Origin of the sequence: Alcaligenes sp. CHO6 (genome assembly GCF_037120595.1) — a bacterium.
Taxonomy (GTDB): domain Bacteria; phylum Pseudomonadota; class Gammaproteobacteria; order Burkholderiales; family Burkholderiaceae_B; genus Alcaligenes; species Alcaligenes ammonioxydans.
Window position 1 is genome coordinate 651,463 of record NZ_JBANCI010000001.1, and the last position, 26,669, is coordinate 678,131.

24 protein-coding genes, 4 tRNA genes and 1 riboswitch are annotated in these 26,669 nt (G+C 56.1%); of the genes, 16 read left to right on the top strand and 12 right to left on the bottom strand.

Going from position 1 to position 26,669, the window contains the following annotated elements:
• Positions 1–140 precede the first annotated feature (140 nt).
• Positions 141–1,019, top strand: coding sequence for a LysR substrate-binding domain-containing protein (locus V6936_RS02975; RefSeq protein ID WP_003799407.1), 879 nt, complete (start codon positions 141–143; stop codon positions 1,017–1,019).
• A 2-nt stretch (positions 1,020–1,021) separates the two neighbouring features.
• On the opposite strand, the gene V6936_RS02980 is transcribed toward V6936_RS02975, so the two are convergent.
• A complete protein-coding gene (locus V6936_RS02980; protein WP_003799408.1) occupies positions 1,022–3,049 on the bottom strand; it encodes a DUF4139 domain-containing protein in 2,028 nt (675 codons plus the stop codon).
• Between the two features lie 225 nt (positions 3,050–3,274).
• Between V6936_RS02980 and V6936_RS02985 the strand changes: the two genes are divergently transcribed.
• The gene (locus V6936_RS02985) at positions 3,275–3,955 is read left to right on the top strand and encodes a prepilin peptidase (protein WP_415301755.1); all 681 of its coding nucleotides are present in this window, start codon (positions 3,275–3,277) and stop codon (positions 3,953–3,955) included.
• 303 nt (positions 3,956–4,258) lie between these two features.
• On the top strand, positions 4,259–5,332 hold the full coding sequence (locus V6936_RS02990; protein WP_059318860.1) for an NAD(P)/FAD-dependent oxidoreductase: 1,074 nt from the start codon (positions 4,259–4,261) through the stop codon (positions 5,330–5,332).
• An 819-nt stretch (positions 5,333–6,151) separates the two neighbouring features.
• Here the strand turns inward: V6936_RS02990 and V6936_RS02995 are convergent.
• A tRNA-Leu gene (locus V6936_RS02995) sits at positions 6,152–6,236 on the bottom strand.
• Positions 6,237–6,396: 160 nt separating this feature from the next.
• Between V6936_RS02995 and V6936_RS03000 the strand changes: the two genes are divergently transcribed.
• On the top strand, positions 6,397–6,969 hold the full coding sequence (locus V6936_RS03000; protein ID WP_003799415.1) for a PadR family transcriptional regulator: 573 nt from the start codon (positions 6,397–6,399) through the stop codon (positions 6,967–6,969).
• A 2-nt stretch (positions 6,970–6,971) separates the two neighbouring features.
• Positions 6,972–7,772, top strand: coding sequence for a siderophore-interacting protein (locus V6936_RS03005; protein ID WP_059317529.1), 801 nt, complete (start codon positions 6,972–6,974; stop codon positions 7,770–7,772).
• Here the strand turns inward: V6936_RS03005 and V6936_RS03010 are convergent.
• Entirely contained in the window at positions 7,769–8,113 is a 345-nt protein-coding gene (locus V6936_RS03010) for a hypothetical protein (protein ID WP_003799419.1), read from the bottom strand. The two genes, V6936_RS03005 and V6936_RS03010, sit on opposite strands and share 4 nt — an antisense overlap.
• A 118-nt stretch (positions 8,114–8,231) precedes the next feature.
• Positions 8,232–8,325: riboswitch (SAM-I-IV-variant riboswitch) on the bottom strand.
• 150 nt (positions 8,326–8,475) lie between these two features.
• Here V6936_RS03010 and V6936_RS03015 point away from each other — a divergent pair.
• Both V6936_RS03015 and V6936_RS03020 read left to right on the top strand, forming a co-directional pair.
• A tRNA-Leu gene (locus V6936_RS03015) sits at positions 8,476–8,560 on the top strand.
• A 717-nt stretch (positions 8,561–9,277) separates the two neighbouring features.
• Positions 9,278–9,520, top strand: a complete 243-nt coding sequence (locus tag V6936_RS03020; protein WP_100214765.1) for a heavy-metal-associated domain-containing protein — start codon at positions 9,278–9,280, stop codon at positions 9,518–9,520.
• Positions 9,521–10,033: 513 nt separating this feature from the next.
• On the opposite strand, the gene V6936_RS03025 is transcribed toward V6936_RS03020, so the two are convergent.
• A tRNA-Leu gene (locus V6936_RS03025) sits at positions 10,034–10,118 on the bottom strand.
• Positions 10,119–10,227: 109 nt separating this feature from the next.
• Between V6936_RS03025 and rnr the strand changes: the two genes are divergently transcribed.
• The 3 genes from rnr to V6936_RS03040 all read left to right on the top strand — a co-directional run bounded on the left by rnr (position 10,228) and on the right by V6936_RS03040 (position 14,918).
• Positions 10,228–12,705 carry a ribonuclease R gene (gene rnr, locus V6936_RS03030; protein ID WP_059317530.1) on the top strand — a complete coding sequence of 826 codons (2,478 nt, stop codon included), beginning with the start codon at positions 10,228–10,230 and terminating at the stop codon, positions 12,703–12,705.
• Positions 12,706–12,777: 72 nt separating this feature from the next.
• Positions 12,778–13,524 (top strand): 23S rRNA (guanosine(2251)-2'-O)-methyltransferase RlmB, encoded by a 747-nt coding sequence (rlmB, locus tag V6936_RS03035; protein ID WP_003799424.1) that lies wholly within the window; start codon positions 12,778–12,780, stop codon positions 13,522–13,524.
• A gap of 158 nt (positions 13,525–13,682) precedes the next feature.
• The gene (locus tag V6936_RS03040) at positions 13,683–14,918 is read left to right on the top strand and encodes a cystathionine gamma-synthase family protein (RefSeq protein WP_039942898.1); all 1,236 of its coding nucleotides are present in this window, start codon (positions 13,683–13,685) and stop codon (positions 14,916–14,918) included.
• Between the two features lie 13 nt (positions 14,919–14,931).
• Here the strand turns inward: V6936_RS03040 and pdxR are convergent, their stop codons facing one another.
• Positions 14,932–16,404, bottom strand: a complete 1,473-nt coding sequence (gene pdxR, locus V6936_RS03045; protein WP_003799428.1) for a MocR-like pyridoxine biosynthesis transcription factor PdxR — start codon at positions 16,402–16,404, stop codon at positions 14,932–14,934.
• A gap of 318 nt (positions 16,405–16,722) precedes the next feature.
• On the opposite strand from pdxR, the gene V6936_RS03050 reads away from it, so the two are divergent.
• From V6936_RS03050 to V6936_RS03060, 3 genes are read left to right on the top strand one after another with little or no spacing between them, the layout of a single operon-like run.
• Complete coding sequence (locus tag V6936_RS03050; protein ID WP_336579351.1) at positions 16,723–18,282, top strand: cytochrome D1 domain-containing protein; 1,560 nt, start codon at positions 16,723–16,725, stop codon at positions 18,280–18,282.
• Between the two features lie 13 nt (positions 18,283–18,295).
• Positions 18,296–18,640, top strand: a complete 345-nt coding sequence (locus tag V6936_RS03055; protein WP_003799432.1) for a c-type cytochrome — start codon at positions 18,296–18,298, stop codon at positions 18,638–18,640.
• A gap of 48 nt (positions 18,641–18,688) precedes the next feature.
• Positions 18,689–19,669 (top strand): precorrin-2 dehydrogenase/sirohydrochlorin ferrochelatase family protein, encoded by a 981-nt coding sequence (locus V6936_RS03060; RefSeq protein WP_003799434.1) that lies wholly within the window; start codon positions 18,689–18,691, stop codon positions 19,667–19,669.
• Positions 19,670–20,056: 387 nt separating this feature from the next.
• Here V6936_RS03060 and nirJ read toward each other — a convergent pair whose 3' ends face one another.
• The 7 genes from nirJ to cobA are packed head-to-tail and all read right to left on the bottom strand — an operon-like array spanning position 20,057 to position 25,486.
• On the bottom strand, positions 20,057–21,190 hold the full coding sequence (gene nirJ, locus V6936_RS03065) for a heme d1 biosynthesis radical SAM protein NirJ (RefSeq protein WP_039942901.1): 1,134 nt from the start codon (positions 21,188–21,190) through the stop codon (positions 20,057–20,059).
• A 2-nt stretch (positions 21,191–21,192) separates the two neighbouring features.
• A complete protein-coding gene (gene ahbB, locus V6936_RS03070; RefSeq protein ID WP_301605836.1) occupies positions 21,193–21,690 on the bottom strand; it encodes a siroheme decarboxylase subunit beta in 498 nt (165 codons plus the stop codon).
• 1 nt (position 21,691) lies between these two features.
• Complete coding sequence (locus V6936_RS03075; RefSeq protein WP_003799440.1) at positions 21,692–22,177, bottom strand: Lrp/AsnC family transcriptional regulator; 486 nt, start codon at positions 22,175–22,177, stop codon at positions 21,692–21,694.
• Positions 22,170–23,156: a siroheme decarboxylase subunit beta gene (ahbB, locus tag V6936_RS03080; RefSeq protein ID WP_219234908.1), complete on the bottom strand. Its 987-nt coding sequence runs from the start codon at positions 23,154–23,156 to the stop codon at positions 22,170–22,172. The genes V6936_RS03075 and ahbB (V6936_RS03080) overlap by 8 nt, the downstream gene beginning before the upstream one ends.
• Positions 23,146–24,309: a cytochrome D1 domain-containing protein gene (locus V6936_RS03085; RefSeq protein WP_336579352.1), complete on the bottom strand. Its 1,164-nt coding sequence runs from the start codon at positions 24,307–24,309 to the stop codon at positions 23,146–23,148. Before V6936_RS03085 ends, ahbB (V6936_RS03080) begins: the two co-directional genes overlap by 11 nt.
• Entirely contained in the window at positions 24,306–24,707 is a 402-nt protein-coding gene (locus V6936_RS03090; protein WP_336579353.1) for a c-type cytochrome, read from the bottom strand. The genes V6936_RS03085 and V6936_RS03090 overlap by 4 nt, the downstream gene beginning before the upstream one ends.
• Positions 24,704–25,486, bottom strand: coding sequence for a uroporphyrinogen-III C-methyltransferase (cobA, locus tag V6936_RS03095; protein ID WP_003799445.1), 783 nt, complete (start codon positions 25,484–25,486; stop codon positions 24,704–24,706). The genes V6936_RS03090 and cobA overlap by 4 nt, the downstream gene beginning before the upstream one ends.
• A gap of 44 nt (positions 25,487–25,530) precedes the next feature.
• Between cobA and V6936_RS03100 the strand changes: the two genes are divergently transcribed.
• The 3 genes from V6936_RS03100 (at position 25,531) to V6936_RS03110 (ending at position 26,497) form a co-directional block, all read left to right on the top strand.
• Positions 25,531–25,716: a hypothetical protein gene (locus V6936_RS03100; RefSeq protein ID WP_219234902.1), complete on the top strand. Its 186-nt coding sequence runs from the start codon at positions 25,531–25,533 to the stop codon at positions 25,714–25,716.
• Positions 25,717–26,057: 341 nt separating this feature from the next.
• Positions 26,058–26,330, top strand: coding sequence for an HU family DNA-binding protein (locus V6936_RS03105; protein ID WP_003799450.1), 273 nt, complete (start codon positions 26,058–26,060; stop codon positions 26,328–26,330).
• A 91-nt stretch (positions 26,331–26,421) separates the two neighbouring features.
• Positions 26,422–26,497, top strand: a tRNA-Val gene (locus V6936_RS03110).
• Positions 26,498–26,669: the final 172 nt, after the last annotated feature.

Here is a 26,669-nt window from a genome sequence, read left to right on the forward strand (position 1 = left end):
CCCGAGGTTCCGACTTGTCATGAATGTCATGAACGTCAGTATGGGAGTCCTATATGGCGGCCCGATGACAGTACAACGAATTTCTGTAATACGAGAATCGGATAATTTGGGTTTTGAGTTTTCCCAAGGAGAGCGGCAGCATGCTGGCTCTGGAACTAAAGTCCTTTCACGCGACGGCCCATTGTGGCTCGATTACCAAGGCGGCCCAGTTGCTGGGTATCAGCCAGCCCACGGTCACCTCGCATCTGCGGCAACTGGAGAGCCGCTACGGGGTGGAGCTGTTTTATCGGCAGGGCAAAGGAGTCTATTTAAGCCAGCAAGGGGAACGCCTGCTGCCGCAAGTTGAGCAACTAATGCAGCAGGCCGCGCAGATTGATTTCAGTCTGCGAGACTTGCGTGATTTGAAAAGCGGCATATTGCGGGTAGGGGCGACCGGACCGTATTACATCATGGCGGTATTACGGAATTTTCATCAGGCCTACCCAGGTGTGAAAATGCGTTTGAGTATCGACAACTCTCATCGGGTGCTGAGTGCCTTGCACGATTACCAACTGGATGTGATCGCTTCGTCGGCGCTGGTGGATGACTCACGTCTGGTGCGTCTTGTGCTGGCCTCCGATCCTTTAGTGGCCGTGCTGCGCAAGGATCACCCGCTGGCAAGCCGCCAACGCCTGCGGATTGTGGATCTGTGCCGCTACCCTATGTTGATGCGCGAGTCTGGGTCCATGACCCGGGAGCTTTGCTACCAGGTCTTTGGCCAGGCGGGGCAGGAGCCCACACACATTCTGGAAATAGGCAGCCGGGAGGCCATTGGGTGGGGAGTGGTGTGCGGCATGGGCGCCAGCTTGCTGCCTTTGCGTGAAGTGCCGGCGCACCCGGACATCATCAGCTTGCCCTTGAGCGATGTCTCGGCGCACTTGAGCGAATTTGTGTATTGCCTCAAAGAACGCGCGCAGGGTCATGCCATACGCGCGTTTCTGGAGCAGGTGCAGGCCCAGTTGCCCGCACCGGGAGGCTAAGTTCAGTTCAGTTCAGCCAAGCCTTTCTCGAAGGCCTGACGGGCCTTTTGAACGGCATCACGCTGATCCTGAACCGCCTGGCGCTGGCTGGCAATCTGGTCCTCTTGCTGGGCCAGCTGTGCGCTAAAGCGTTCGCCCAAGGTGCTCTGTGCGCTGACCGCGGCCAGATTGGCGCGGATGCGCTCCTGCTCTGCAATCGTCTCATTCAGGCGCTCGACCGCCAGGTTCTGCGCCTGCTGGGCCTGGCTCAGTTGCCGACGCAACTCAATCAGCTTGTCCATCTTGGCCTGCAGGGCCTGGTCCTGGCCGTTGCCTCGCCATTGCACCAGCAGGGTTTCGTCGATGTCTTCCAGACGCAGTTCCGTCTGGTCCTGCAGGCTGAGCTGAGCCGTGACGGTGATGGTTTTACCTTTGGGTACCTTCACTTTCAGGCGGTGTTCCTGGGCTGTGTCGCTATCGTGGGCATCGGATTTGAAGGACCAGCCATCCTGACGCGGTAACTGGATCAGGACGGTCCTATCTTCGTTCGCGGGACCCGTGATCTCGAAACGGAAATTTTGAAAGCGGGTCCATTCCGATCGAGCCACGCCATCGCTGACGCGCGTGTTGCTCAGGCGATATTCCTCTGTCTGTTCTTCACGGATCTGCACTTTGCTGTCCTGGGCAAAGTAGATCAGGCGTTGCTCTCCAGTTGGCAGCCCGGCCAGCTCCGCATCTCCCACATGACCGTCTTGCTGGTCAAAGACGGTGATGATGCCCGGTGGCAGGCTATTGGCCTGCTGATTGTTGACCCAAATGGCGGCCGTGGGATGATCGCCCGCCTGACCACTGCGATATACCGACAGAGCCTCAGCCTGCAAGGACGTGTCCATAAATGGGACGGAGACTGTCTGGCCGGTGGGAACATTCACTGTCTCGGGCAAGCTAAAGCGTACCTGGGTTTGACCTTCCTGAGCTTGAGCGTCGCTGTTGGCACCACCCGCGGCCCATTGTTTGGAAAGGGCGCTGTCTGCCATGTAGGCTGCTTCAGCGATGGGGGCAGGGGCAGGGGGGGCCATGCGGGCACGCATGGCATTAGCCATGGCCGGATGGGCTTGATTCGCGCGCACGCTTGCTTGGGTGTCCGCTTTCGGGGCGATGACGCTGCCCACGGCAACGGGCAGTTCGGGGCGCTCGTTCCAGTAGCGCTCCAGCAGGCGTTGACGCAGCATCACTGGCGAACCCGAGCTTAAGGTGACCTTGACGTTTTTCCAGTCCTCGCCAGTGGTGTTTTCGAAAATGGCCCAGGCCTGCAGTCGGGCTTTGCCCTCTTGCATCATCAGTCGGTAGGAGCTTTTCCAGACTGGGGCAGGAATCAGATAGGACAGACGCGCGGTCTTGGTGTCGGTCTTGTTCAGGACCAATTGAATGTCACGCGATTGCTGATTGTTTTGTCCGGCCAAGACCTGCGCGGCTTGCTGCAATTGTTGCTGCACGGTTTTATCCAGCACTTCCAGGCTGGTGTCGGGACCCAGCTCCAATGTCTGAATCTGGCCTTGCTCCGTGAGCACGCTCAGGATGGCCTGGGAGGAGCGCTCGTTAGTGGCCGCGATGGTCTGTACACCCAGAACGGCACCGCGCACCTGGCGACCTTGCGAGCTGGCGCTCAGTTGTTGCCCTCGCAGGGCCTGCGCCAAGGCGGCGGGCGAGCCCAGATCCTTGGCCGAGAAGGGCAAACTGTCAAAGCTCTCTTTCAACGGGGCCAGGCCGGACAGGGTCAACGATTCAATGCGGCTTTTGCCGTCTACGGCCATCAGGGTTTTTAAAATATCATCGACCTGGTTCAGAGGCACGCGCAGTTGGGCGGTTCCGGTGTCGGTAATCGGGATCTGTCGTTCGATCTCGGCCATACCGGCGCTGGATAAGGTGATCGCTTCGATCTGCTGGGCCCAGGCTGCACTGGCTGTTGAGCCCATCCAGACCAGCATCAAAGCACCGGTCAACGAGCGCAGGCGTGGAGCACGCGCCGCGTGGGGCATAAATTGGTTCATGGCGCTTCCTTATTCATCCATAAGCGAAACAAAGGGTTGAAGCGCATTATGCCTAGCCTTGCTGGGCTCTGTCTGTCATTCGGGTAACAAAAAATGCCATGCCTCGATTTCCCGCAGCCTGGAGCAAAAAATGCTTACGTCATCAAAAGCGCACACGCCTCTGCTAGGATTTGGTCAGCGAGACTGTGGGACACGCACTTTTCATTAATCGGGTGAAGGATCATTATGATGTGGACGTCGTGGGGCAATGCCTGGGCGGGAATGGGAGTTGCTCTGGTTTTGGCCGTCTGTTTTTATTGGCCCGCCCGGCGCCTGTCCTGGAGTCTGCCCATCGAACTGGAGTCCGGCTTGAGTACACGCCCACGTCGACTACACCGGCAATGGGGGTGGGTGTGCCAGGCCCTGGCTTTGGGGCTGATGCTTTGGGCAGGGTGGCGCTGGCAACTGACTCCGGCCGCAGTGGCTGCCTGTGTCTGGATCGCCGTTACCGCTTTACTGGCCTGGATTGATGCGGAAACCGGCTACCTGCCCGATCGCCTGACCTTGCCTTTGTTGTGGCTGGGCCTGCTGGTCAATCTGGATCACACCTTTACCACGTTGCCCTTGGCGGTGCTGGGTGCAGCGCTGGGTTATGGTCTGCTGTGGCTTTTGAATCATGGTTTCCTGCTGCTGACCGGACGTGCCGGCATGGGGTACGGCGACTTCAAGCTGCTGGCGGCCCTAGGGGCCTGGCTGGGGGCAAGTGCCCTGCCCGGCATTCTCTTGTCTGCCTCTGTCCTGGGTTTGCTGGCCGTGCTGATCTTGCGCTTGGGTGGTCGGCTGGCGGCAGGGCAGGCCATTCATTTTGGGCCTTATCTGGTCCTGGGGGGCTGGATCATGCTGTTTTCTCTGCCTCGCCTTTTTTAAGAAGCAGGGGCATTCGCTCAGCTAAACAAGATTTGATGGTTTGCCCATGCCCGCCGCAGGGGCCGGAAGTGTCCACCGACAGGTCTTGTTGACCCTTTTGTGAGTGCGGCGCATCTCGCTTGGCATCCTGGGTACTCGCTCCCGGCCAATAGGTGATAGTTGGGGCTGGCTGGGCAGTCGTGGTAAAACGTCCCGGGCCAGTCGGGCTGGCAGCCATTGTGCCCAAGCGGTCAGCAGACGCACAAGGCGGTTCTATGGACATTATCCCGCTGATAAAGCGGACGGGAACCTGGGGATGAAGGGATGATTATTGTTGTTGGTGCTGGTGTGGCGGGTTTGGCAGCGGCGCGCCGTCTGAGTATGCAAGGTCAGGCTGTGACGCTGGTGGCTCCGCCAGAGCGGCAGCCTTCGTGGGGTGAAACCTTGTCTGAACGCGGTGCCCAGGTCTTGACCCGTCTGGGATGGGAAAGCTGCCTGGATGAGACGGTGGCTCTGCGCTCTCAGGGGCGTTTTTCGGTATGGGGAAATGAAGGGCTGCGCACCGTGCAGGACGAGGATGGTCAGGGGTACCTGCTGGACAAGGCACGTCTGGAGCAGGTGCTGCTTGAACGCTTGCAGAAAGAAGAGAAACTCAGCTTGCGTCGCACACGAGTTCTGAGCCTGGAACACCAGCCTCACGGGCTTACTGTCAGATTGGCGGATGGCACGAGCCTGGAAGCCGCTGCCTTGATCGATTGCAGCGGTCGCGCGGCAGTATCTTGCGGGTCGGTTGCCAAGCGTCAACGACTGGACAGGCTGGTCGCGGCCTGGCGTGTTTTTGATCTACCGCAGGGAGCGGAGCCTCTGGCGGCTTCATTGGTCGAAGCGGCGGAGTTGGGATGGTGGTATTTGTCTCCCATGCCCGGCCATCGTTTGACGGTGGCCTTGTTCTCGGATGCGGATCTCTTGCCTGACGCTTTGAGTCATGATGGGTCGACGTGGGCCGGTTTACTGGCTTGCGCCGATGCAGCGCGCGTGCGTATGGAAAGTCTGGGCTTGATCGATCAAATGGCCGACTGTGCTCCTACCGTCAGCGCAGCTGCCAGCGCCACCGTGTCTCACTTTGTTGAAGGCCGTCTCCTTCGCGCTGGCGATGCGGGCGCCGCCATGGACCCCTTGGCGGCCAATGGTCTGGCTACGGCGCTGTGGAGCGGCTCGCAATCGGCACAGGCGGCTCTGGCCCTGACGCAAGGAAACCCTGAGCCGGCACGATCGTATGAAAAAGACTATTTGCTGGGTCTGGTGCGTCACCTGAATGCTCAACATGCCCTGTACGGTAGGGAGCAGCGTTATGCGGCGCAGCCATTCTGGCAACGCCGTCATCGCCCTTTGGAGTAGTCAGCAAAAGGGTGGGCCAGCCGAGCAAAAGGTGATGGGCCTGTGCATGTCAAAAAGCCGAAGCAGAATAAAGCATCTGTTTCGGCTTTTTTGTCGCTGGATCTTCGGGGTCAAGGAGATCGGTGTCTCCCCCTGACGGTTGTGCTCGTTGGCAAGGGGGCATACATCAGATCTGTCGATCCGGGCAGGTTCGCCTTCGTGCGATGCCATGAACTTTCTGGGGCTTTTCAAACTGGTCTTTTGCGCTGCTGGTTTCACGGTTTCAGCTCAGACTGAGTGGTAGCTCGATAGGACGGCGTACGCATTTACTCAAAAGAGTGCGTTTTATGTCGTTGCCAACAGCCCAAGGCTATTTTTAATGGAAAGATCTCAGTACGGATGCGCTCTTTTTAAGTGGCGGCGCAGGGTTTTAACATATGGCCGCTATTCGTATTTTGTAATGGGCATGTTATGTGCTTGGGCCGCACGAACTGGTTTTCCTGGTTTCAGGTAGTGTAAGTGACTGTTGATCCACACTTTTTTCTTCTTGGCCTGATTTTTCTTGTGGCTTTTCTGCTGCTCGCTTTGGGCCCGGCGCTAAGCTTGTCCGCCCCTGGGGAAGCGCTGCCCAGATATCAAGGTAAGTTGCCCGATTTTTAGTACTTATCTGATCGCGGTGCTTGCGTTTGGTGTTCAGCTTGACTGCTGTACTTCAGGGGGGGGGAAGGTCGGGGTGGGGGCCTCGTGCGCTCCTGTAAGGGGCTCGAAGATCTTAGCGTTTGGGTGCGGACACAGCAAAAAGCCGATCATCTTTTGATGATCGGCTTTTTGAGGAATTTGTGGTGCCCAGGAGAGGACTCGAACCTCCACACCCGAAGGCACATGGACCTGAACCATGCGCGTCTACCAATTCCGCCACCTGGGCTTTGATAAGGGCTGCTGCCCGTCTCAAGCATTAAATTATAGGATGGATCTTTTGGTAAATGCAAGCATTTTCATTGGGCACGGTTTATTTTGATTTTTGGTTGATTGTCATTCTCATTATCATTAATATGTGTCGAGTGATATAGCATAAGAGTGTGACTATGAAATTTAACACAATGGATGTCGAGCGCATGTTGCAGGATATGGGGCAGGGTCGAAAGTACTCTGCCCGAGCTATGCAGCTTATGCTGATGGCCTTGCTCAAGGAAGGCAGCACTCATGGGTATCAACTAATCCGTCGTTTTGCGCAGATCAGCCAGAACAGTTATGTGCCCAGCGCCGGCGCGGTGTATCCGGCCTTGGCCTTTTGTGCGACTCAAGGTTGGGTTCTGATTGAGGAGCAAGGGCGCCGCAAGATGTACAGCCTGACTCCGGAGGGGCTGGCGTATCTTGAGGCGCAGAAAGAGAAGTGTGACTACCTACTGCAGTCCTTGACCTACCGCGGGCGCAAGCGGGTATGGATACGGCAGATGCTGGCTGAACAGAGTAGTGACGAGGATTTAAAGGCCGCGCAGGAACAGACGGGTTGGCTGCCCGAATTTGTCCAGGTACGCCATAGTCTTAAACAGGCCATGTTTGAACAATCGACAGCCAGTCTGGCACGACAGGCTGACGTGGTGGCAATTCTGGAGAAAGCCATCGCCGAAATACGCAATTTGCCCAAGGAGTCTTAAGCATGCAGTCCGAACAATTAACGCAAAAAGTGGCCCATCCCCTGAAGTTGCGATTGCTCACCGTCAAGCATCGCCGTGAGTTGGGACCTCATATGCTGCGCATTACCCTGACGGGTGCTGACCTGGAGGGGTTTTACTCGCCGGGGTTTGATGATCACGTCAAACTGATTTTTCCGGATCCAGCCACCCATTCCCTGCGTCTGCCCCAAATGGGTGAGCGCGGTATGGTCTTTGCGGCGGGGCAGGAAAAACCTCCCATCCGTGATTACACGCCGCGCGACTACCGCGCGGCGGAACAGGAGATGGATATTGATTTTGTGCTCCACGGTGACGGCCCGGCGTGCCGATGGGCCATGCAAGCCAAGGAAGGTGACAAGCTGGGGGTCGCGGGACCCCGTGGCTCCTTTCTGCTCAGCAAGGAACTGGATTGGCAAGTCCTGATCGGTGACGAAACTGCCATACCTGCGATGGCACGACGCATCCATGAACTGCCTGCCACGGTGAACGTGCAGGTGTATGTCTTGGCGCGCAATTTATTGACGGTAGGGACGCTAGCGGCGCCCGATCACGTTACGGTGAACTGGATTCCATCACTGGCCGGGTTGCCGGGCATTCTGGACGCGCTGCGGGCTGCGGCGCAGCCCAGCGGCACCGGCTATGTATGGGTGGCGGCAGAATACGCAGTTGCCCAAGGGCTGCGTGAATACTGGGTGCAGGAGCGTGGCCTGGATAAGAACGCGATTCGGGCCAGCAGTTACTGGCGCCAAGGCGATCAGGGCGATCAGGCCCCTCGTCTGGATTAAGCGGCTTGTTGCTGAGGGTAGGGTTGGGCGCGCAAGCGGCCACCCACGTGCAGCACTGGCTGCAGGTCTGTGTCCAGCGTTGTCTCGGGATGCGCCAGGCGATGCTGGTCAATCAGGCGTGCGATCGCATCCATGTTCAGCAGCAATGTGCTGTCGATATCAGGCTGAAAACGGGTCCAATAGCCGCCCCGACAACTGGAGCCCAGCCAGCGAGGCTCATAATCTCCGACAGTATCCGCATGCTGTTCGCGGACAACGGCCAGCCGCGAACAGCCAGGACGAAGCACAATGCGGTAGCTTTGCTGTTCTAGGGTGAGGTGATAGCAGTACGGTGCAGACATAGTTTCTCCTGTTTAGCTCTTGGAAGCGGCTTCCGGGTGAGCAAGTTGGATTAAAGGACCCGTTGAGCGCCTGCTAGGTCAGGCATAAAAAAACCCGCTGGCAGCGGGTTGTTGTCATAACGATCCCTTTGGTTGCCAGATGGCCATATCTTGAATCCACCTTGTGCGGGTACACAGGTTGGCATGGGTTACCCCAACTCTTGATATGGCAATAAGCATAAAAGCGATTTTCATGAAGCGCAAGAGGCCGACAAACTTCTGTCCATCATAAAAAACAGAAATAGTTTGCGCGAATTGAAAATCGTGTTATAGTTATTTTCTGTCTTGCAACGACGTGTTTTAAAACAAGTGTTGCAGTCAGAGCCCAGGTGGCGGAATTGGTAGACGCGCATGGTTCAGGTCCATGTGCCTTCGGGTGTGGAGGTTCGAGTCCTCTCCTGGGCACCAAAATTCCTCAAAAAGCCGATCGTCGAAAGATGGTCGGCTTTTTGTATTGTGGTTTGGGAAATCGGGGTCGTATAGATATCCAGGCGCAGTTCAATTTGGTCCTTTTCATGCCCCCGACGGAGCCAGCCTGTCCGACCGGTAAGGGACTGTGCGGTTGGGTTCGCGTTCAAGCGTAAACGGCGCTTACAAGGCTGGTTCTTCTGCCTGCAAATAATGCTTTATTTATAAGGTTGGTTCTTCTACCTGCAAAGAGTGCTTTGTATTAGGCAGCTCAGGTCGACGCGCTGTTTGATGGCTTTTATTCTCCAGGCAGGATGGTTAGTGCACTCTTCTCCCTGGCCTTGTTCAGGTGCAGTTGAGCTGGCGTTTGAATCCAGTTCTTTCAACCATCGCCGTTGTCCATTCGATCTTGCTTCGTCCACGTGCTGTCAGCCAGCCATCGATCTGATGGGCAAACAAGCCTATTTGCCTAGCTAGCAATTTGGTCAGTTACTCAGTCAGTCGAGTGGTAGTAGTAGCTTGATCTGTCAGTTAGCCTGCTTGCCGTCCTCGTTCCTTGTCTTGTTTTTTGAAGGAGGAGTGCGTACACCCCTGTACTGAATGGCTAATCGTCACTTGCCGTATTTATAAGATGTATTTAATATATATCTTTATGGGCGGTGGCGATTTCATCAACTGCCTCACCTCATGTTAAAGGGATGAAAAATGCAAGTGGGAATGTTGAAATTGGCGGGTCTGCGACACCCTGAGTGTGCTGACAAAGTGGCGAATGCCTTGGCAGCGGTCCAGGGTGTGCAAGCGGCAGACGCTTCGTTTGAGAATGCGAAGGCATCGGTGCGTTTTGATGAAACCCAGGTGTCGTTGGAAGATCTGCATGCCGCGGTTGAACAGGCGGGCTATCAGATTGCCAAGCCAGCGCATGGAGAGGATGGCGCATGTTGTGGCGGCTGCGGCGGTTAATAGCGGCGACTTTATGAAATGGAAAACCGATTGTTCAAACGCAGTCGGTTTTTTTTGTCCCAAAGAATCAGGCGGGGTTTTTGAGGCAGGGGCCGTGGCAGGCAGAAAAAGATCCCTTTGTTTCTCCCGCATGGGATTGGTGATGTGTTCATAGGCCTGTAAAGAAAGCCACCGATCATGCGGTGTTGATTTCTTATTCGGAAGTGCCTGTGCTTAATCAATCATGCGCTTGTATTGCCGTTACGGCAGTCCTTGGGCTAGAAGCCTTGCTCGCTGCGTACCTTCCCAAGTCCAGTCTGGGACAAGAAAATAAGAAGGCTTGCTGGGCGCCCAGCGAATGGCTTGTCAACGCGCAAGAGCCCGGCAAAGGGTGTGGCTTGGGACGTACACGTGGAGTGGGGGCTGCGGGCCTAACCTTTCATGGGGCCTTGCGTCGGTGCCCAAGCGCCTTGCTGTATGGGCGCACAAAACAAAAAGCCGATCATCGAAAGATGATCGGCTTTTTGAGGAATTTGGTGCCCAGAAGAGGACTCGAACCTCCACACCCGAAGGCACATGGACCTGAACCATGCGCGTCTACCAATTCCGCCACCTGGGCAATATCGTTGTATGCTTATGACTGTGCCAAAAGCCTTCAACGTTTTTGCTGCGTAAGCAGCAAAGAAAAAGGATTATAGGCATACTTTATTAATAATGGAAGTGTCCTTTTGAATAAAAAACATCAAGACAGTACTGAGGACCGTATTCAAACAACGGGCCGTTATGAATTGCCGCCTGACTTCGACCCGGATACCCCGACGCGGGAAGCGATCCTGGCGGGGCTGCGCGAAGATGCAGACGGCCTGACCATGCAGGCTCTGGCACAAAAGCTGGGCCTGGGCAAAGAGATTACGGTGGGTTTTGAGCGGCGTGTGCGCGCAATGGAGCGCGATGGACAACTGCTGATCTCCCCCGAAGGCAAGATTCGCAAAAACAGCCAGACTGGTTTTATCGCGGGCAAGGTGTTGGGTCATCGCGACGGCTTTGGTTTCTTGCAGCGTGACGACGGGCAGCCTGATCTGTTCTTGTCCCCACGAGAAATGGCCAAGGTGTTGCACGGCGACCACGTTATGGTGCGCATCGTCGGAGAGTACCGCGGCAAGCCAGACGCCTCGATCGTAGAAGTGACGGCGCGTCACACCAGCAAGCTGGTGGGACGTTTCCTGCGCGAGCGTGGCACGTTTATCGTGGTGCCCGAAGATCAGCGCATCAAGCATGACATTCTGATTCCAAGCGGGGAGCAGGGCGAGGCCGAACCCGGTCAGGTCGTCACCGTAGCGATTACCCAACAGCCGGAGCGGCATCGTCAGCCTTTGGGGCGTGTGATTGAGGTGCTGGGGGAAATTGACGATCCCGGCATGGAAATCGAGATTGCCGTGCGCAAGTTTGAGGTGCCGGTCGATTTTTCCGATAAGGCGCTCAAGCAAGCCGCCCGCATTCCTGCCAAGGTCAAGCCTTCGGAATATAAAGGCCGTGTCGACTTGCGCGATGTGCCATTCATTACGATTGATGGGGAAGACGCCCGCGACTTTGATGATGCGGTGTATTGCGAACGTGTCGATATCGGAACCGGTAAACGGCCCCGCTGGGCGTGGCGTTTGCTGGTGGCAATTGCAGATGTCAGCCATTATGTGCGTTCGGGTGACGCGCTGGATGAGGATGCGCTGGAGCGGGGTACCAGTGTGTATTTTCCGCGCCGCGTGATTCCTATGCTGCCCGAAAGTCTGTCCAACGGAATCTGTTCGCTTAATCCATCGGTAGACCGTCTGGTCATGGTCTGCGATATGGTCGTGTTGGCGGATGGCGCCAAGTCCGGCACCGTTTCAGCCTATCAGTTTTATGAAGCGGTCATCCACTCGCATGCGCGCACCACCTATTCTGATATCTGGAGCGCCCTGCAGCAGCCCACAGGCCCGGCGGCCAATCAGATCCAGCATGTGCTGGAGCCCGTGCAGAATCTGTATGCCCTGTATCGTGTGCTGGCCGAGCAACGTGCTGCGCGGGGGGCGATTGATTTCGATACTGTCGAAACCAAGATCGTGTGCAATCCTTTGGGCCGTATCGAGCGTATTGAGCCCCTGGTTCGCAACGATGCTCACAAACTGATTGAAGAATGCATGCTGGCAGCCAATACCTGCGCTGCTGATTTCATTGCTCGTAGCCGTCGCAACGGTCTGTACCGTGTGCACGAAGGCCCCACGCCGCCCAAGTTGGAAGCCTTGCGCGAGTATCTGCGCAGTTTGGGTTTGACCCTGGAAGGGGGCGATGAACCCAGCTCGGCCGATTACGCCAAAGTCGTGGCGGCAGCGCGTGGCCGCTCGGACTTTGCCATCATTCAGACCATGTGTTTGCGCTCGATGCAGCAGGCCATTTACAGCCCGGAGAAAACGGGACACTTTGGGCTTGCCTATTCGCAGTATGCCCACTTCACCTCGCCGATTCGTCGCTATCCCGATTTGCTGGTGCATCGCGTCATCAAGGGTATTTTGAAGGGCGAGCGCTATGTTCCGGCTATTGATGAGGACCCGGGGGATGAGGCGCTGCCCGCCAGTAAACGGGATTTTGCGCGGTGGGAAAAACTGGGGGCGTTGCTGTCGGCTCGCGAGCGTCGCGCTGACGAGGCTTCCAAAGATGTGGAAGCCTGGCTCAAATGCTGGTTTGTAAAAGAGCATGTGGGCGAGGAGTACTCCGGCAAGATCAGCGGTGTCACCAGTTTTGGCCTCTTCGTCACCCTGGATACTCTGTATGTAGAGGGTCTGGTCCATGTCTCTGAACTGGGCGCGGATTATTTCCAGTACAACGAAACTTTGAATGAGCTGCGTGGCGAGCGCACGGGCTTGCGTTATCGCCTGACCGATGCCGTGCAAGTACAGGTAGCCCGCGTTGACCTGGAGGCGCGTCGCATCGAGTTTCGTCTGGTCAAGGGAGTCGGGTATAAGGCTGTGAAGGCAGCGGCTGAAGCGTCTGATCCTTCCGAGCGTCCCATCAAGAAAGCTGCTCCGACCAAGCCTTTGGCGTTAAAGGGCACTACGGCGTCCCAACGGCGTGCCTCCCAAAAGCAGGCCGAGCGGGATGAAAAGCGCAGCGCGGAAAAGACGGCCAAAGCGGCCAAATCCACGCGTAGCCCAAGAGGCCGGCGCCGATAGGCGTACAATATCAAGCCGGGCTTTTGCCCGGCTTTCTTTATTTGCTTTGATTTATTTCCTCCAAGGATTGTTATGGCTCAGCAGGTTTTGGCCGGTTTTCATGCCGTTATTGCCCGGGTTCGTTATAGCGCCGCTACGGTGCGCGAGGTGTATGTGGATCAGACCCGGCGCGACAAGCGGATGTTGGCCTTTATCGAACAGGTTGAGCAGGCGGGCCTGAAAGTCATGGCAGTGCCCGTCGAGCGTCTTGATGGTCTGGCCAAAGGCACTCGCCACCAAGGTGTGGTGGCCTTGGCTCTTGAGCAGGAATTGGCGGTTGATGTCAACGAATTGCTGGATGATCTTGAAGAGGCTGGCCAGGTTCCGTTCCTGTTGATTTTGGATGGGGTTACTGACCCTCACAATCTGGGCGCCTGCCTGCGCAGTGCCAATGCCGCGGGTGCGCATGCCGTGATTGCGCCTCGCGATCGTGCCGTGGGCCTGAATGCCACCGTGTCGCGTGTCGCGTGTGGGGCGGCAGAGTCCACCCCCTACATTACCGTGACCAATCTTGCTCGTACCATGCGCATGCTGCGCGAGCGTGACGTCTGGCTGGTGGGGACCAGCGACCAGGCAAGTCATACCTTTCATCAAGTAGATGCGCGTCGGCCTATGGCCTGGGTGATGGGGGCCGAGGGAGAGGGTATGCGTCGGCTGACCCGTGAGACTTGCGATGAGCTGGTCTCCATTCCCATGATGGGGGCTGTGGAGAGCCTGAACGTCAGTGTTGCCAGCGCGGTTTGCTTGTACGAGACGTTACGCCAACGTAGCCAGGCTTAATTTCTTTTAAGTCTTGTTACTTACTTAATTACTTATTTGTATAAAAGACAGCCGCTTTCAGCGGCTGCTTCACCAGATAATAAGTGATTGGCCATCAGCCGGGCGCAAGCCCACCAAGGTTGATGGGATGTACTTGCATTTTGGGCTTTGAAACGATCATGGACGAAAACGGCTTTATTACCTCCACCCTGCATTCTGACCGTCGCTTGGGCACGCAGTACGGCGCTATTCATCAGCCATTGCACCCATCGACCGAGTTTGGCTTTCAGGATGCACGTGAGTTGGCCGCGGTCTTTCAAGGCAAATCGGGCTTCACCTATTCTCGTCAGGGCACACCCACAACGGCGGCCTTGGAAGCCAAGATTACACGCATGGAAAAAGGCGTGGGCAGCGTGAGTTTCGCCACTGGAATGGCAGCGCTGACGGCGACCCTGTTTACCTTGTTGCGTCAGGGCGATCACCTGATTGCCAGCAAATATTTGTTTGGCAATACCAATAGTCTGTTGGGCACCTTGCGGGATCTGGGTGTGCAGACCACGCTGGTGGATGCGACGGATCTGGCGCAAGTTCAGGCAGCACGACAGCCCAACACCCGTATGGTTTTTTTGGAAACGATTGCCAACCCAGGCACTCAGGTGGCCGATCTGCAAGGGGTGGGGCAATGGTGCCAGGACGAGGGCCTCTTGTACGTGGTGGATGCCACTTTGTCCTCGCCGTATTTGTTGCCGGGTCGGGAGTTCAAGGCCTCGTTGGTGATCAATTCCCTGTCCAAGCACATCGGCGGTCATGGCAATGCCTTGGGTGGCATGGTGACCGACACGGGCTTGTTTGACTGGACCACCTATCCCAACATTGCCCAGGTCTATCGCAACGGCAATCCCCAGAACTGGGGGCTGGTGCAGATCCGTAAGAAGGGATTGCGTGATATGGGTGGCACCTTGTCGTCTGACGTGGCCCATCGTCTGGCTGTGGGTTCGGAAACACTGCCTTTGCGCATGGAACGCATTTGCGCTAACGCCCTGGCGCTGGCGCGTCATCTGAAGGCTCACCCCAAGGTAAAACACGTGCGTTATCCTGGCCTGGAAGACCATCCTCAGCATGAGCGCACCGCCCACTTGTTCGGCAATCGCTTTGGAGGCCTGATGAGCGTGGTGCTGGAAGACAAAATCGAAATCTTCGATTTTCTGAATCGTCTGAAGGTTTTTGTGCTGGCTACCCATCTGGGCGATAACCGCAGTCTGGTATTGCCGGTTGCGCACACCATCTATTATGAAATGGGGGCCGAGCAGCGCGCCTTGATGGGCATTGCTGATAACCAGTTGCGTATCTCCGTTGGCATCGAGGAAATTGTCGATCTGACCACGGACTTTGATCAAGCGTTGGCTCAGTCCTGAATACATGCTCTGTCTAGTCCTGGTTCAGCCTAGGCTGTATCAGGGCAAGATGCTGCATCGCCTGTTGCAGCTCTCCCGGCTCCAGATTGGCATAGCCAAATAGCAGATGGCGCGGTTTGGTGCCGTCTGCTTCCTGGCTGGCGGCCTGGGCCAGAGGGTAAAGCCGTATGCCATAGTGAAGCGCGGTCGAGGCCAGGTGATCGGCGTTCGGGCTTTGCGATGGCAAACGAAAGGCCAGATGCATGCCGGCATTCTGCCCGCTGATCACACCTGTATTTCCCCATATGTGCTTCAGGCCCTGGAGCAGGATATTGCGCTGGTCCAGATAGCGGCGGCGCAAGTGCTGCAGGTGACGTGGGTAGTCGTACTCATCAAAGAAGCGTGCCAGTACAGCTTGTGTTAACCAGGGGGAGCCGTTGTTGAGCAGCGCCTTGCGGGCGATAAAGTCTTGGCTTAGCTGGGGCGGACAGACCATGTAGGCCAAACGCAAGCCGGGACCCAGGGTTTTGGAAAATGAGCCCAGGTAAATGACCTGTCCCGGGCTCATGGCCTTGAGCGCTGCGGGCAAGGCCGGCCCGTAACAGAAGTCTCCGTCGTAATCATCCTCGATGATCAATGCGCCACTGGTGCTGGCCCAGGCCAGCAGTTCCTGACGCCGCCGCACCGTCAGTGTATGTCCCAAAGGGTATTGGTGCGATGGCGTCACAAAGGCCAGTTGGACGGGCCTGTCGGGCAGGTGGCCGGTGCATAAACCCTGCTCATCCACCGGCACTGGAATGCCTTGTGCCCGATGCCGTTCCAGCAGATGCCTGAACCCGTTATAGCCGGGTGATTCATGCACCGCACAACTATGCTCATCCAGGAAATGCGCCGTAATCAGGCTGAGTGACTCCTGAGTTCCTGCGGTGATGATGATGTGTTCCGGGTCGGCCAGTATTCCCTTGCTGGCCGCCAGATAATCCGCAATCTGCAGACGTAAACCCCATAGCCCTTCCGGTGGCGGGTACTCCGCCATGGCTGAGCCGGCGTAGCGCAGCAACTGATTGGACAGATGAATAAACTGACGCAGTGGAAAAGCATGGGCAGAAGGCCGTCCGACCTTGAAATCGAAGCGAACTGGCAGACTGGGGGCGGGCACATGAACCCCGCTGGCCTGGGCGGTGCTGGTGCGCAGACTGCGTGAGCAATGCGCCGTTTGCAACACAAAATCCGGTGCCAGACGACTGCGTCCATGACGGGTAGGGGTGGCCACGAAGAACCCCCGGCTAGGTTCGCTATGAATCAGATTGGAATCAATCAGCAGGTCATAGGCACCCATCACGGTATTTTTGGACACTTGAAGCAAAGACGCCATCCGCTGAATCGAAGGCAGGCGACTACCTTCTTGCAAGCGCCCTGAGCAAATCAGGCTTTCGATTTGACGGGCAATTTGTCGTTTGTAGGGCGGGCTATGAGTATGGGAGAGCGTAATCGGTAAAGAAAACATGGTGGGACTGGAAAGGAATCAAAACCATCGAGAGCGAGCCAGGCTGAGCCACTATAGGTAACCCCTCTCTCTTTTAACTTGAGTTGGCTCAATGTGATGTTTCGTTCGTGATAAATTTGTCCGCTTTGTTGATCTGTCACCTTACCCATCGTCAGCGATTTTTTTATCTCGGTAAGAGTATTTAATTTACTGTAATTGCGATATAAAAAAACCGTCACCATTCTTTGGTCCGTATCCATACCTTCTCATCAAAAAATAACAATCGTTATATTTTGAATGGCCTTGCCCCTTGGCAAGTCACATGTTGGAGGTAATGGAATGTATAGAAAAATGATGACCCTGGCCTTCCTGTCTGCCACCGTCAGCACGGCACTGGCGGAACCGACGCAAGAGCAAGTGCGGGTGGACAAGCTGTTTCAGGAGAACTGTGCGGTCTGTCACGCAGCCGACCGGGGTGGATACATTGCGCCGGGTCTGCACAGGGATCGTCTCGTTCAAAGTGAGATTGCCTTGCGCGGCACCATCATGACCGGAATCCCGGATACCTTGATGCCGCCTTTCGTGGGGCGTTTGCCCGATGAGGATATCCGTGCCCTGGCCAGGCTGATCAAAAATGAGCCTGTGGTGGAACGTCACTGGGGGATGGACCAGATCCGCGCTAGCGTGAAGGTGTTGGTCGATGAGTCCACCTTACCCGACAAGCCCAATTACGAGATCGACTCTGTCTACGATCTGATGGTCATCATGGCTCGTGGACGCTACGGTCGGGGTGACGGCGCCAATCAGGCCCGTGCGGTTTTCATCAATGGCCAGAACAACCAGAAAGTGGGCGAAATTGCGACGGTGGGAGCACCCCACATCATGGAGTTCAGCCCCAGTCATGAGCGCTGGGCCTATCTGAAAAGTGATGATGGCCATGTCTATAAAATCGACCTGTACACCTTGCAGATTGTGCGACAGGCCAAGATTGGTCTGACGGGCACCGGGATAGCACTGTCCAAGGATGGTAAGTGGCTGGCGCTGAGCTCATTCGTGCCCAACAGCATGGTTATCTTGAAAGCCGACACCCTGGAGCCCGTGAAATATCTCGCGCTGGAAGGCGAGGACCCCGATGGCAATTTCATTAAATCCGCTGGCGGTCCGATCATCGGCAGTCGCATCAATAACAAATTTGCACTGACGCTGCGGCAAGCAGGACAGATCTGGATCATCGACCCGGACAAGCCCGACATGCCCGTGACCAAACTGGCCAAGGTGGGGCGCATGTTGCACGATACTTTCCTCACCCCGGATGGGCGCTATTCCATGGTTGCCTCTTACGATGACAACAAGTATGTGGCCATCGACTTGAAAGACGACAAAGTGGTGCGCGATATTCCGGCTGGCTGCCAGCCTCATGCCGGTTCGGGAGCGGTAACGGAAGTCAATGGGCGTATGCTGGCTTTCGGCACCAATATGGGCAGTTGCAAACTGGGCTCTGTGGTCACCGTCTGGGATACCAAAGACTTTTCGGTGGTGAAACAAATTCCGGTGGCGGGCGCCACCGAATCGCCGGCTGCTCACCCCAATGCCCCGTATGTCGCGGTCGACATTATTGACAAAGACAAGCGTGCCGCCTGGATTCAGCTGATCGACAAAAACACCTTGTCCGTCGTGAAAACCCTGGACGTGGGCGGTCACGCCTTCTTTCCCAATTACAACCGTACGGGTGATTACCTGTACGTCAGCTCTGGCTATTGGGGTGATCGTCTGAAGATCTATGACAGCCGCAGTCTGGAGCTGGTGGCCGAGCACAAGATGGAAAGCCCCTCCGGTGTGTTCTCGCGTGCCCGCACCCGTTGGCACACCATCGGGCAGCCTGAAACCCAAAAATTCTAAGCAAAGGAACATCATGAAACAGCTTTTGATGGGTCTGGCCCTGGCTGGACTGATGGCAGTCAATGCAGCCAGGGCGGCGGACGAGCCGGCCGGATTGCAAGGTTCACATGGGCAGTCACAATTGTCGGCTCAGGCCTCTGCCATGCTGCCCCTGTGTGCATCATGTCATGGGCTAGAGGGAATCAGTACAGTGGGCTTGTATCCCAACCTGGCTGGGCAAAAAGAGGAATATCTGGTCAAACAGTTGCAGCAGTTCAAAACGCGAGAGCGCAATGACCCTATCATGAGTCCGATGGCTGAGCCCTTAAGCCCTGAAATGGTCAATGAGCTGGCTGCTTACTTTGCCAGTCTGAAGTAGCAATGAACCGGGCGTCAGTGTTCACTGACGCCTGAAGGATGTGATGCCATGAATGTGTTTCCCTTGTTCTTCAATCTGACTGGCAAGGTCGTCGTCGTGGTCGGTGGGGGGACGGTCGCCGAGCGCAAGGTTCGTCTTTTGCTGCGTGCTGGGGCACGAGTTACCGTTGTAGCGCCCGAGCAAACCCCATGGTTACGGGCCAGCGCCCAAGCTGGTGCCTTGACCAGTCTGTTCAGCTCTTTTGTGGCGGATCATATTCGTCATGCCTGGCTGGTCATCGCAGCCACCGGTCGGCGCGAGATAAACCGTAGCGTGGCGCAGGCAGCCGAAGCCCTGCATTTGCCCTGCAATGTGGTCGATGACGGTGAGCTTTCGACTGTGCAGGTGCCGGCCATGGTGGACCGCTCGCCCTTGATGATTGCGATTTCGTCTGCCGGCTCGGCTCCTGTTCTGGCTCGACGGGTCCGTGAATGGATAGAAAGCGAGCTTCCCGAATCGCTAGGGCAACTGGCGGGGCTGCTGGCTCGCCGTCGAGCAGAGATCAAACAGGCTTTTCCCGAGCCCCATACGCGCCGTCAGTTTTTTGATTCTGTTCTGGATAGTCCTATTCCCGATCTGTTTGCCCAGGGTAAGCCTGAGCAGGCACGGACGGCTTTTGAGACGGCATTAAAGGAGGAGGTGCCTCCTCAGACTATTGTGGTCACCATACTGCCGATTGCAGATTTGGACGCAGTGGATTTGTTAACCCTTCGTGCGTTGCGCAAATTGAACCAGGCGGACTGGGTTTTATATTTGCCGCTTATCTTGCCCGCAATTCTCGAAAAGGCCCGTCGCGATGCGCGCCTGATGCCTTTGGATCAGGGGGGCGTGGTTTTGCAGGAAACCTTGTTGAATCGGGATTTCTGGGCGCCGCTGTGCCGTTCCTGGTCACCCGGAGAGCGTATTGTGATCACCTGGAAAGCATCGTGGCCTGTGCAGCCTTTGCTTGATCTGTTGCGTCACCATGGCGTGCAGGGCGAACTGGCTTAAACAATCTGCGTATTACGGCTGCGGTTGGGGGCAGATGCTGCATTATGTTCAGCTACCTGACTCAGGCACGATGTGTGTTTATTCGTGTCTGCGTTCTGGGCTTTGACTGACCTGCCATTGGTAATGGCTCACCATACAAAACGCACAGGCTGGTACCTGCATTATTGATTGCTGGGGCCGATGCAGCATTTGTCGATGTTTTATTCCAGCAGCTGCCATTGTGTCTTTGTAGAAGTTGGCGTGCAGATCTAGCGGGGATGTCCTTATAAATCTTGCTCAGGATCTGTTGTGAGTGTGATTTTGAACTTGAATGGGAGTGCGGTGTGGGTGTGGGTGGGCGCTGCTTCGTCGGCAGTGCCCAACCTTGCGCAATAAAGAGGGGCGACCTTAGCGAGTGATTTCCTGGTCATTCAGATAGCAGCCCGGATCTTCAGCCCATACATTGCCGGTGCTCTTTTCTGCGCGGGTGCGGGTATTGCCATTACAGATGTCGAGATACGCGCAGCTCGCGCAGCGCCCTTGTACCTGCCGTGGCTTCTGGCGTAGTCCCCTTAGCAGGGGTTCCTGCTGGTCTGACCAAATCTCTGAGAAAGGGCGTTGCAGTACATTGCCCAAACTATAGTGCCACCACATGGTGTCGGGATGCACATTGCCGCGGTTATCGATATTGGCGATGCCCTGGCCAGAGGAATTGCCTCCCCATTGCCGCAACATGTCGATAATTTTCTGCGTATGTTCGGGGTAGTGCCGTCGTACCCAATGTAAAAAGAAAACACCATCAGCATCGTTATTGCCCGAGGTAAATTCCTTGGGGGTGCCAGCTTGCTGATAGGTCAGGCAGGTGGTGAACAGTTGTTCCATTGCCCATCGGGTGAGCGCGTGGTGACTGGCCAGGGAGCGGTTGCCCAGACCCCTGCCCGCGTAGTTCAAATGAGAGAGATAAAAACGGTCAATCTGCTCTTGTTCCATCACCTGTAGCAGACCATTCAAATCAAGTGCGTTTTCTTGGGTTAATGTAAAGCGCAGGCCGACTTTCAGATGCTTTTCACGACATAGACGCAAACCTTGCAACGATGCCGCGTAGGCTCCTTTCTCGCCCCGAATGTTGTCATGTCTGGCTTGCAAGCCATCCAGCGAGATACCCACATAGTCAAAGCCGCAGTCGGCTATCCGATCAATAGTCTGCTCTGTGATCAACGTGCCATTGGATGACAGTCCAACGTACATACCCAAGGCTTTTGCTCGTTGGGCCAGGTCATAAATATCGGGTCGTAGCAAGGGTTCGCCACCCGATAGAATTAATGCGCGTACGCCGAACTGATGCAAATCATCCATGACCCGGCACGCCTGTTCATGGCTCAACTCCCCTGGAAAATGCTTGTTGGTCGAGGCTGAGTAACAATGGCTGCAATGCAGATTGCAACGCCGGATCAGATTCCAGATGACCACCGGGGCCTTGCTTTTACGCATAGGGGGAACCGGGGAGTGCAACGCAGCAACAAAACGGGATAGGCGAAACATGCTTAAGGCCTCCGCAGACGCAAGCCAGTTTTCTTAAGAATGGCCGTGGAAAATAAAATATCGTGATCGTTCAAAACTCCCGGAAAGTCCTGCCTGATTTGTGTACTGATGTGTAGTGCCTGGGCGCGCACCGTGTCATGGTCTTTGCCATGCAACATGGCAAACAGGTTATAGGGCCACTCGGGTAGGCGTCGGGGTCGACGGTAGCAGTGGCTGATGCCCGCTTGTGTAGCCAGCCATGTGCCTACCGTGTCCAGTTTGTCGTCTGCAATGTTCCAGACGCACATTCCATTGGCTACATAGCCCAAGGCATAGTGATTGGGGACGGCTGCAATACGCCGGATCAAGCCGTGGTCCAGCATGTTTTGAAACTGTGTCATGACATAGGTTTCGGACACCCGCAGCTCTTGGGCTAGTTTTAGATAAGGTTGGGGTTCTATCGCCAAGCCTTGTTCAGACGCATGAATCAAAGCGATGTAAGGCTGAGTTAAGCGACGCATGTCAAAGCTCCAGTTTCAGGCTAAGAAGGTATTCCCGCTCTTTCGGGAATGCGAAAACCGGCAAGCCTGTTTCCACCTCGATGATCCTCAGGCAGGACTCGATCTCCAGCATGCTGGCGGCGGCAAGCACGAACCACATATTCAAGGCGTGAGTGCGACGGTAGTTATGCGCTACCTCCGGGTGGCGGTTCACCGCTTTGACGGTGCTTTCCCAGCGCTTTTCCGGCACGGCCATTGCGGCCAGGCAATAAGCCCCTCCCAGGGCTTCGATCTGAAAGAGAGGGCCAAAGCGGGTCAAGACGCCGGATCGGTGTAAGTGCTGCACGCGTGCGATTAGTTCGGACTCCTTCAAACCAAAATCAGGAGCCAGTTGCGCAAAAGGACGGGAGCAGATGGGGAATCCCTCCTGCAAGCGATTCAGGATAGGTCGATCGGCAGCGTCCAATTCGACCGGTGTGTGGCGTAAGGGGAGATTCGTATTAGTCATGATGAGGCTGGTTAAGCAATGCGCCCCGTTGTTTGAAGCAACGTTTGGAGAACAGAACTTCCTGGGGCAACAGGCTCAAGCCCAAATCGTCGTTCAACTGTGCATGTTGGCTCAGCACCTGCCCACGTTCTTTACCGTGAATCATGCAAAACAGATTGTGATTCCAATAGGGTGGAAAGGGCTGGCGCCGATAGCACAACGTGATGCCGCTTTGCTTGGCCAGTTTTTCGCCCACGGCGTCGATATGCTGCGTGTCTACTGTCCAGACGCACATGGCATTGGCCTGATAGCCCAGCTTGCGATGGTGTAGAACCACACCAAACCGCCTGAAAATCCCTTGCGCCAGAAAGTGGCGTAGATGCAGCAGTACTTGCGCCTCGCTTATTTGCGCGTACTGAGCCCAGGGTTTGAACGGTTCGGCCTGAATCTCCACGCCTTGTAATGCGCATTCAAGCAGCTTGCGTTCAACGCTGCCCAAGGCAGGCAGACCGCTGCCGGGCGCTATAGGGTTGTTTACTTTGGTGTGATGAAGCAGGCTGAAACCCAGATCAATGTGATAGGCCTTGAGCATGGGCAGAGACAGGGGCCGTAAGCCCGTGTGGCACGCGATGTGATCGAGCGTTGCGCGCCGTTCTGCTTCATCTGAACAGGTCAGCACAAACCAGAGATTGATGGCGTGCTCCCGTTCGTAATTATGGTTGACGGCCGGTAGCGTGCTGATCCAGTTTGCCACGCCATCCAGCTCTCGGTCTGGAACTTGCATGCCGACCAACGTGCTGCTTATGCAGGCGGGGTTCAGAACCGGTCCAATGCGGCTGATGATGCCTTGGTCGCGCCAGCCTCGGAGGTAGTCCATCACTGCTGGTTCGCTCAGGCCCAGTAGCAGTCCCAGTTTGCGAAAAGGACGTGGCTCCAGGGGGAAACCGTGTTGCCAGGCATTGAGTAGTTGGAAAGCGGAAGGGGAGAGTTCAGAAACCAATGCGACTGCTCCGATGCGTAAAAAACACGCCACTGGGCTGATGAATACTCAGGCTGCTCAGGTGTTTGAAACTGCGGGTGTCGTATACGTTGACCCGGTTGTCATCGCGTGCCGAGATCCAAACCGCCTCGCCTCGAGGCGTAAACTCCATATGCAGCACAGCCTTGCCCACTTCCAGGGTCCGGATCACGCTGGATGTCGCGACGTCAATGACCTGCACCTTGTCGTTGTCTGGAAAGGCGAAGTTCACCCAAACCTGGCGACCATCAGGCTGGGCCATCACAAATACGGCCTGGCCCAGGACCGGAATGCTGGCCTTTTCTTGCCAGTCCAAGGTACTGGCAACCAGCACCTCGTGGCGCCCTATGGCAGGCAGGAATACATTCTGGCCTGCCAGTGCCCAGCCACGCAGATGCGGCATCTTGTATACCGGCAAGGCCGATTCGCCCCGACCATAGCCAGCCAGGATCTTTCGGACACCTTGTTCAGGGTTCCATAAGTCCAGCAACGCCAAGGCGTCTTCGCCAAACAGCCCGGCAATGTAGTACCGTCCGTCTGGGGTCACCATGGCATCGTAGGGCTGGCGGCCGGCCGGAAAGCGACGGGTGATAGGCCTGAGGGGATTGGACAGGTCGGTCAACCAGATCTCGCCTGCCTCGAACAGAGAGTAGACGAACTGCTGATTGGGCAAATCTGCCAGACCCACCACTTTGGCGCGCTTGCCGGGGGCGTAGGTAGAGGGGACCTCGCTGAGCAAAGTGAGGGTATCGGCATCGAAAACCCGGATGCCGCCTGGCTCGTAGTTCTGTACCACAATCAGTCTGCCGTCTTGCGAGATGGCGCCACCGATGGCATTGCCAGACTGAATGATGCGTCGCACCAGAACTTGCCCAAGCAGATCAACCTTGCTCAGGCCGCCATCACGACCAAACACATAGCCGTAGCGCCCGTCGCGGGAATAGGTGATGTGAGCATGGGACAGATCGCCCAGACCTTCGATGCGCGCCAGACGGCTTTGCTGGCTGGTTTCAATCACGACGACGCTGCCAGTGGCGCGCTCGACAACCAGTCCCAGATCGTGAGTGCCTCGTAGTGGTGGGGTCGAGCAGCCGCTTAGCACAAGCAGCAGGCCAAGCGTTATCAAAGCTTTCATGGTTTCTTGTCCGGGGTTCGAAGCAGAAAATCGGCCAGCCACAGGCTTTCCGAGGGGTGGAGAAAGCGATTCCAGCCGGGCATGGCCGTCCCTGGACGGCCGTGCATGGCCGTCCCTGGACGGCCGTGCATGATCGTCAGCGCGATCTGCGCCGCGCTTTGGCCTTGCAGGGCGTCACTCGTCAAGGCTGGGCCCAGCCCGCCGTTGAGCTTCAGACCATGGCACGAACCACATTCCTGATGCAGCAAGCTACGGAGTGATGCTTGACGTTCCGGGCTGAGGGGCGGCTCATGGGCGGCGAGCTGCTTTGGCAAAAGAAATACGAACAACGCAGCCGGCCATAGCTTTATCAGGAAGCGGGCGATATCAGGGCGCCGGCAGCAATGCCTGGCGCTCACGTCAATGCTCCGAATGGCTCAACGTGCCTTGTGTCCTGAGCGGGTGCTCGGGGCCGGGGGTAATCGGGATGCAAACGCACAACGTCTCCGATGATCAGCAGGGCAGGTGGACTGAATGTCTCTGCCAGTTGCGGCAAGGTTTGCAATGTGCCTAAACCCCAGCGCTGATTTTTAAGCGTGGCATCCTGAGCCAGGGCGATAGGAGTGTCCGCGTCGCGTCCATGCTGAATCAAGGCCTGGGCGATATGGCCGCAATTAGCCATGGCCATGTAGAACACCAGCGTACAGGAGGGGTCGGACAAGGACGCCCAGTCCAGTTCCAGACCCCGGTTATCACGCAGGTGACCGGTGACCACACGCATGCTGCTGGCCAGACCGCGATGGGTCAGGGGAATACCCAGGGAGGCAGCCGCGCCGATGGCAGCCGTAATACCCGGCACAACCTCTACCTGAACACCATGCTGATGCAGATAAAGCTGCTCCTCGCCACCTCGCCCAAAGACGAAGGGATCGCCACCTTTGAGGCGAACGACATGCTGGTGTGTTTTGCTCAGCGACAAAAGCAAGGCATTGATGTCGTCTTGCATACCGGCTCTGCAGGCTGCCACTTTTCCAACATCGTGCAAACTGGCTTCCGGGTTGACGCAGCTCATGATCGCGCGGCTGACCAGACGGTCGTGGACGACGGCATCGGCCTGTTGCAGCAGGTATAAAGCCCGCACTGTGAGAAGTTCAGGGTCACCCGGACCCGCTCCAACCAGATAAACCTTGCCGTGCATCGCTGCGCTCCTTGCTGTCGCTAAATATGAAATACAGGGGAACAATGCAGAAAATTGTAGGAGGCGTGCAGGACCTGGCATGGGTATGGTTCATGCTCAGGGAATGGGTGCGGAAAGTGACTTTTCTGACCACCATTGCGATGCTGCTGATGAGCAAGGACGATGCCGTCAGGCGAGCTTGGTCGATGCGCACCGAGCAGGGGGACGCAGACAGGCGTGCAAGTGCTTGAAAGATTATTCAAAAACGCAAGTATCAGCCCGCTAATTTTGTGCCGGGCGATGCCCAAATAACATATTTGCGGCAGGCTGTTAAGTTTCTCGCAGCAAAATAGGGAAAGTCCTGCAACTTGTATCAACAGTGAGCAATGATGCGGGTTACAGAGGTTTTTTTGCTTGACACGGGTATTAAACGAAGGCTTAATACGCGGTAGCCAACCGGGGCACTTGTGCGCCCGGTAGCCATGACAGACAGGGCGCTTGGATGTCCGGTCGTTTGTCACTATTAAGTCTGACCGCCAAAAACTGGTTCCCGCTGGGGGCCCGTAAAATAATTTTCAGGGGTATTTTCTCAATGAATAAAACCGAGCTTATCGAATTCATTTCCACCAAAGCCGATCTGTCCAAAGCTGACGCTGGTCGTGCACTGGATGCGTTTATCGATGCCGTGACCACCACGCTGAAAGAAAAAGATACGGTTACTCTGGTTGGTTTTGGCACCTTTGCTGTGTCGGAACGCGCTGCCCGTTCGGGTCGTAACCCACGTACCGGTGAAACTATCGAGATCGAAGGCGCCAACGTGCCCAAGTTCCGTCCCGGTAAGGCTCTGAAAGACGCTGTGAATTAATTTATAAATTAATTGGCGCAAAAGGCTTGCAAAAAAAATTCTTTGGTCCTATAATTCTTTTTCTTCACAAGAAGAACGGCATCACAGAAATGGGTGCTTAGCTCAGCTGGTAGAGCGGCGCCCTTACAAGGCGTAGGTCGGGGGTTCGAACCCCTCAGCACCCACCATTTCTTTTGCTAGTCGAATCAAGCACTTAGGTAAAACTAAGTGCTTTTTTTGTGCCTGTTTCACCAGCTTTTTAGGTAGTCTAAGGTAGCCTCAACCAACCAAGATTGGCTTGCTACCAACTCTACTACGCCCTACATTGAAGCCTGTTTATGCTTGGATGGTGTGCTGGAG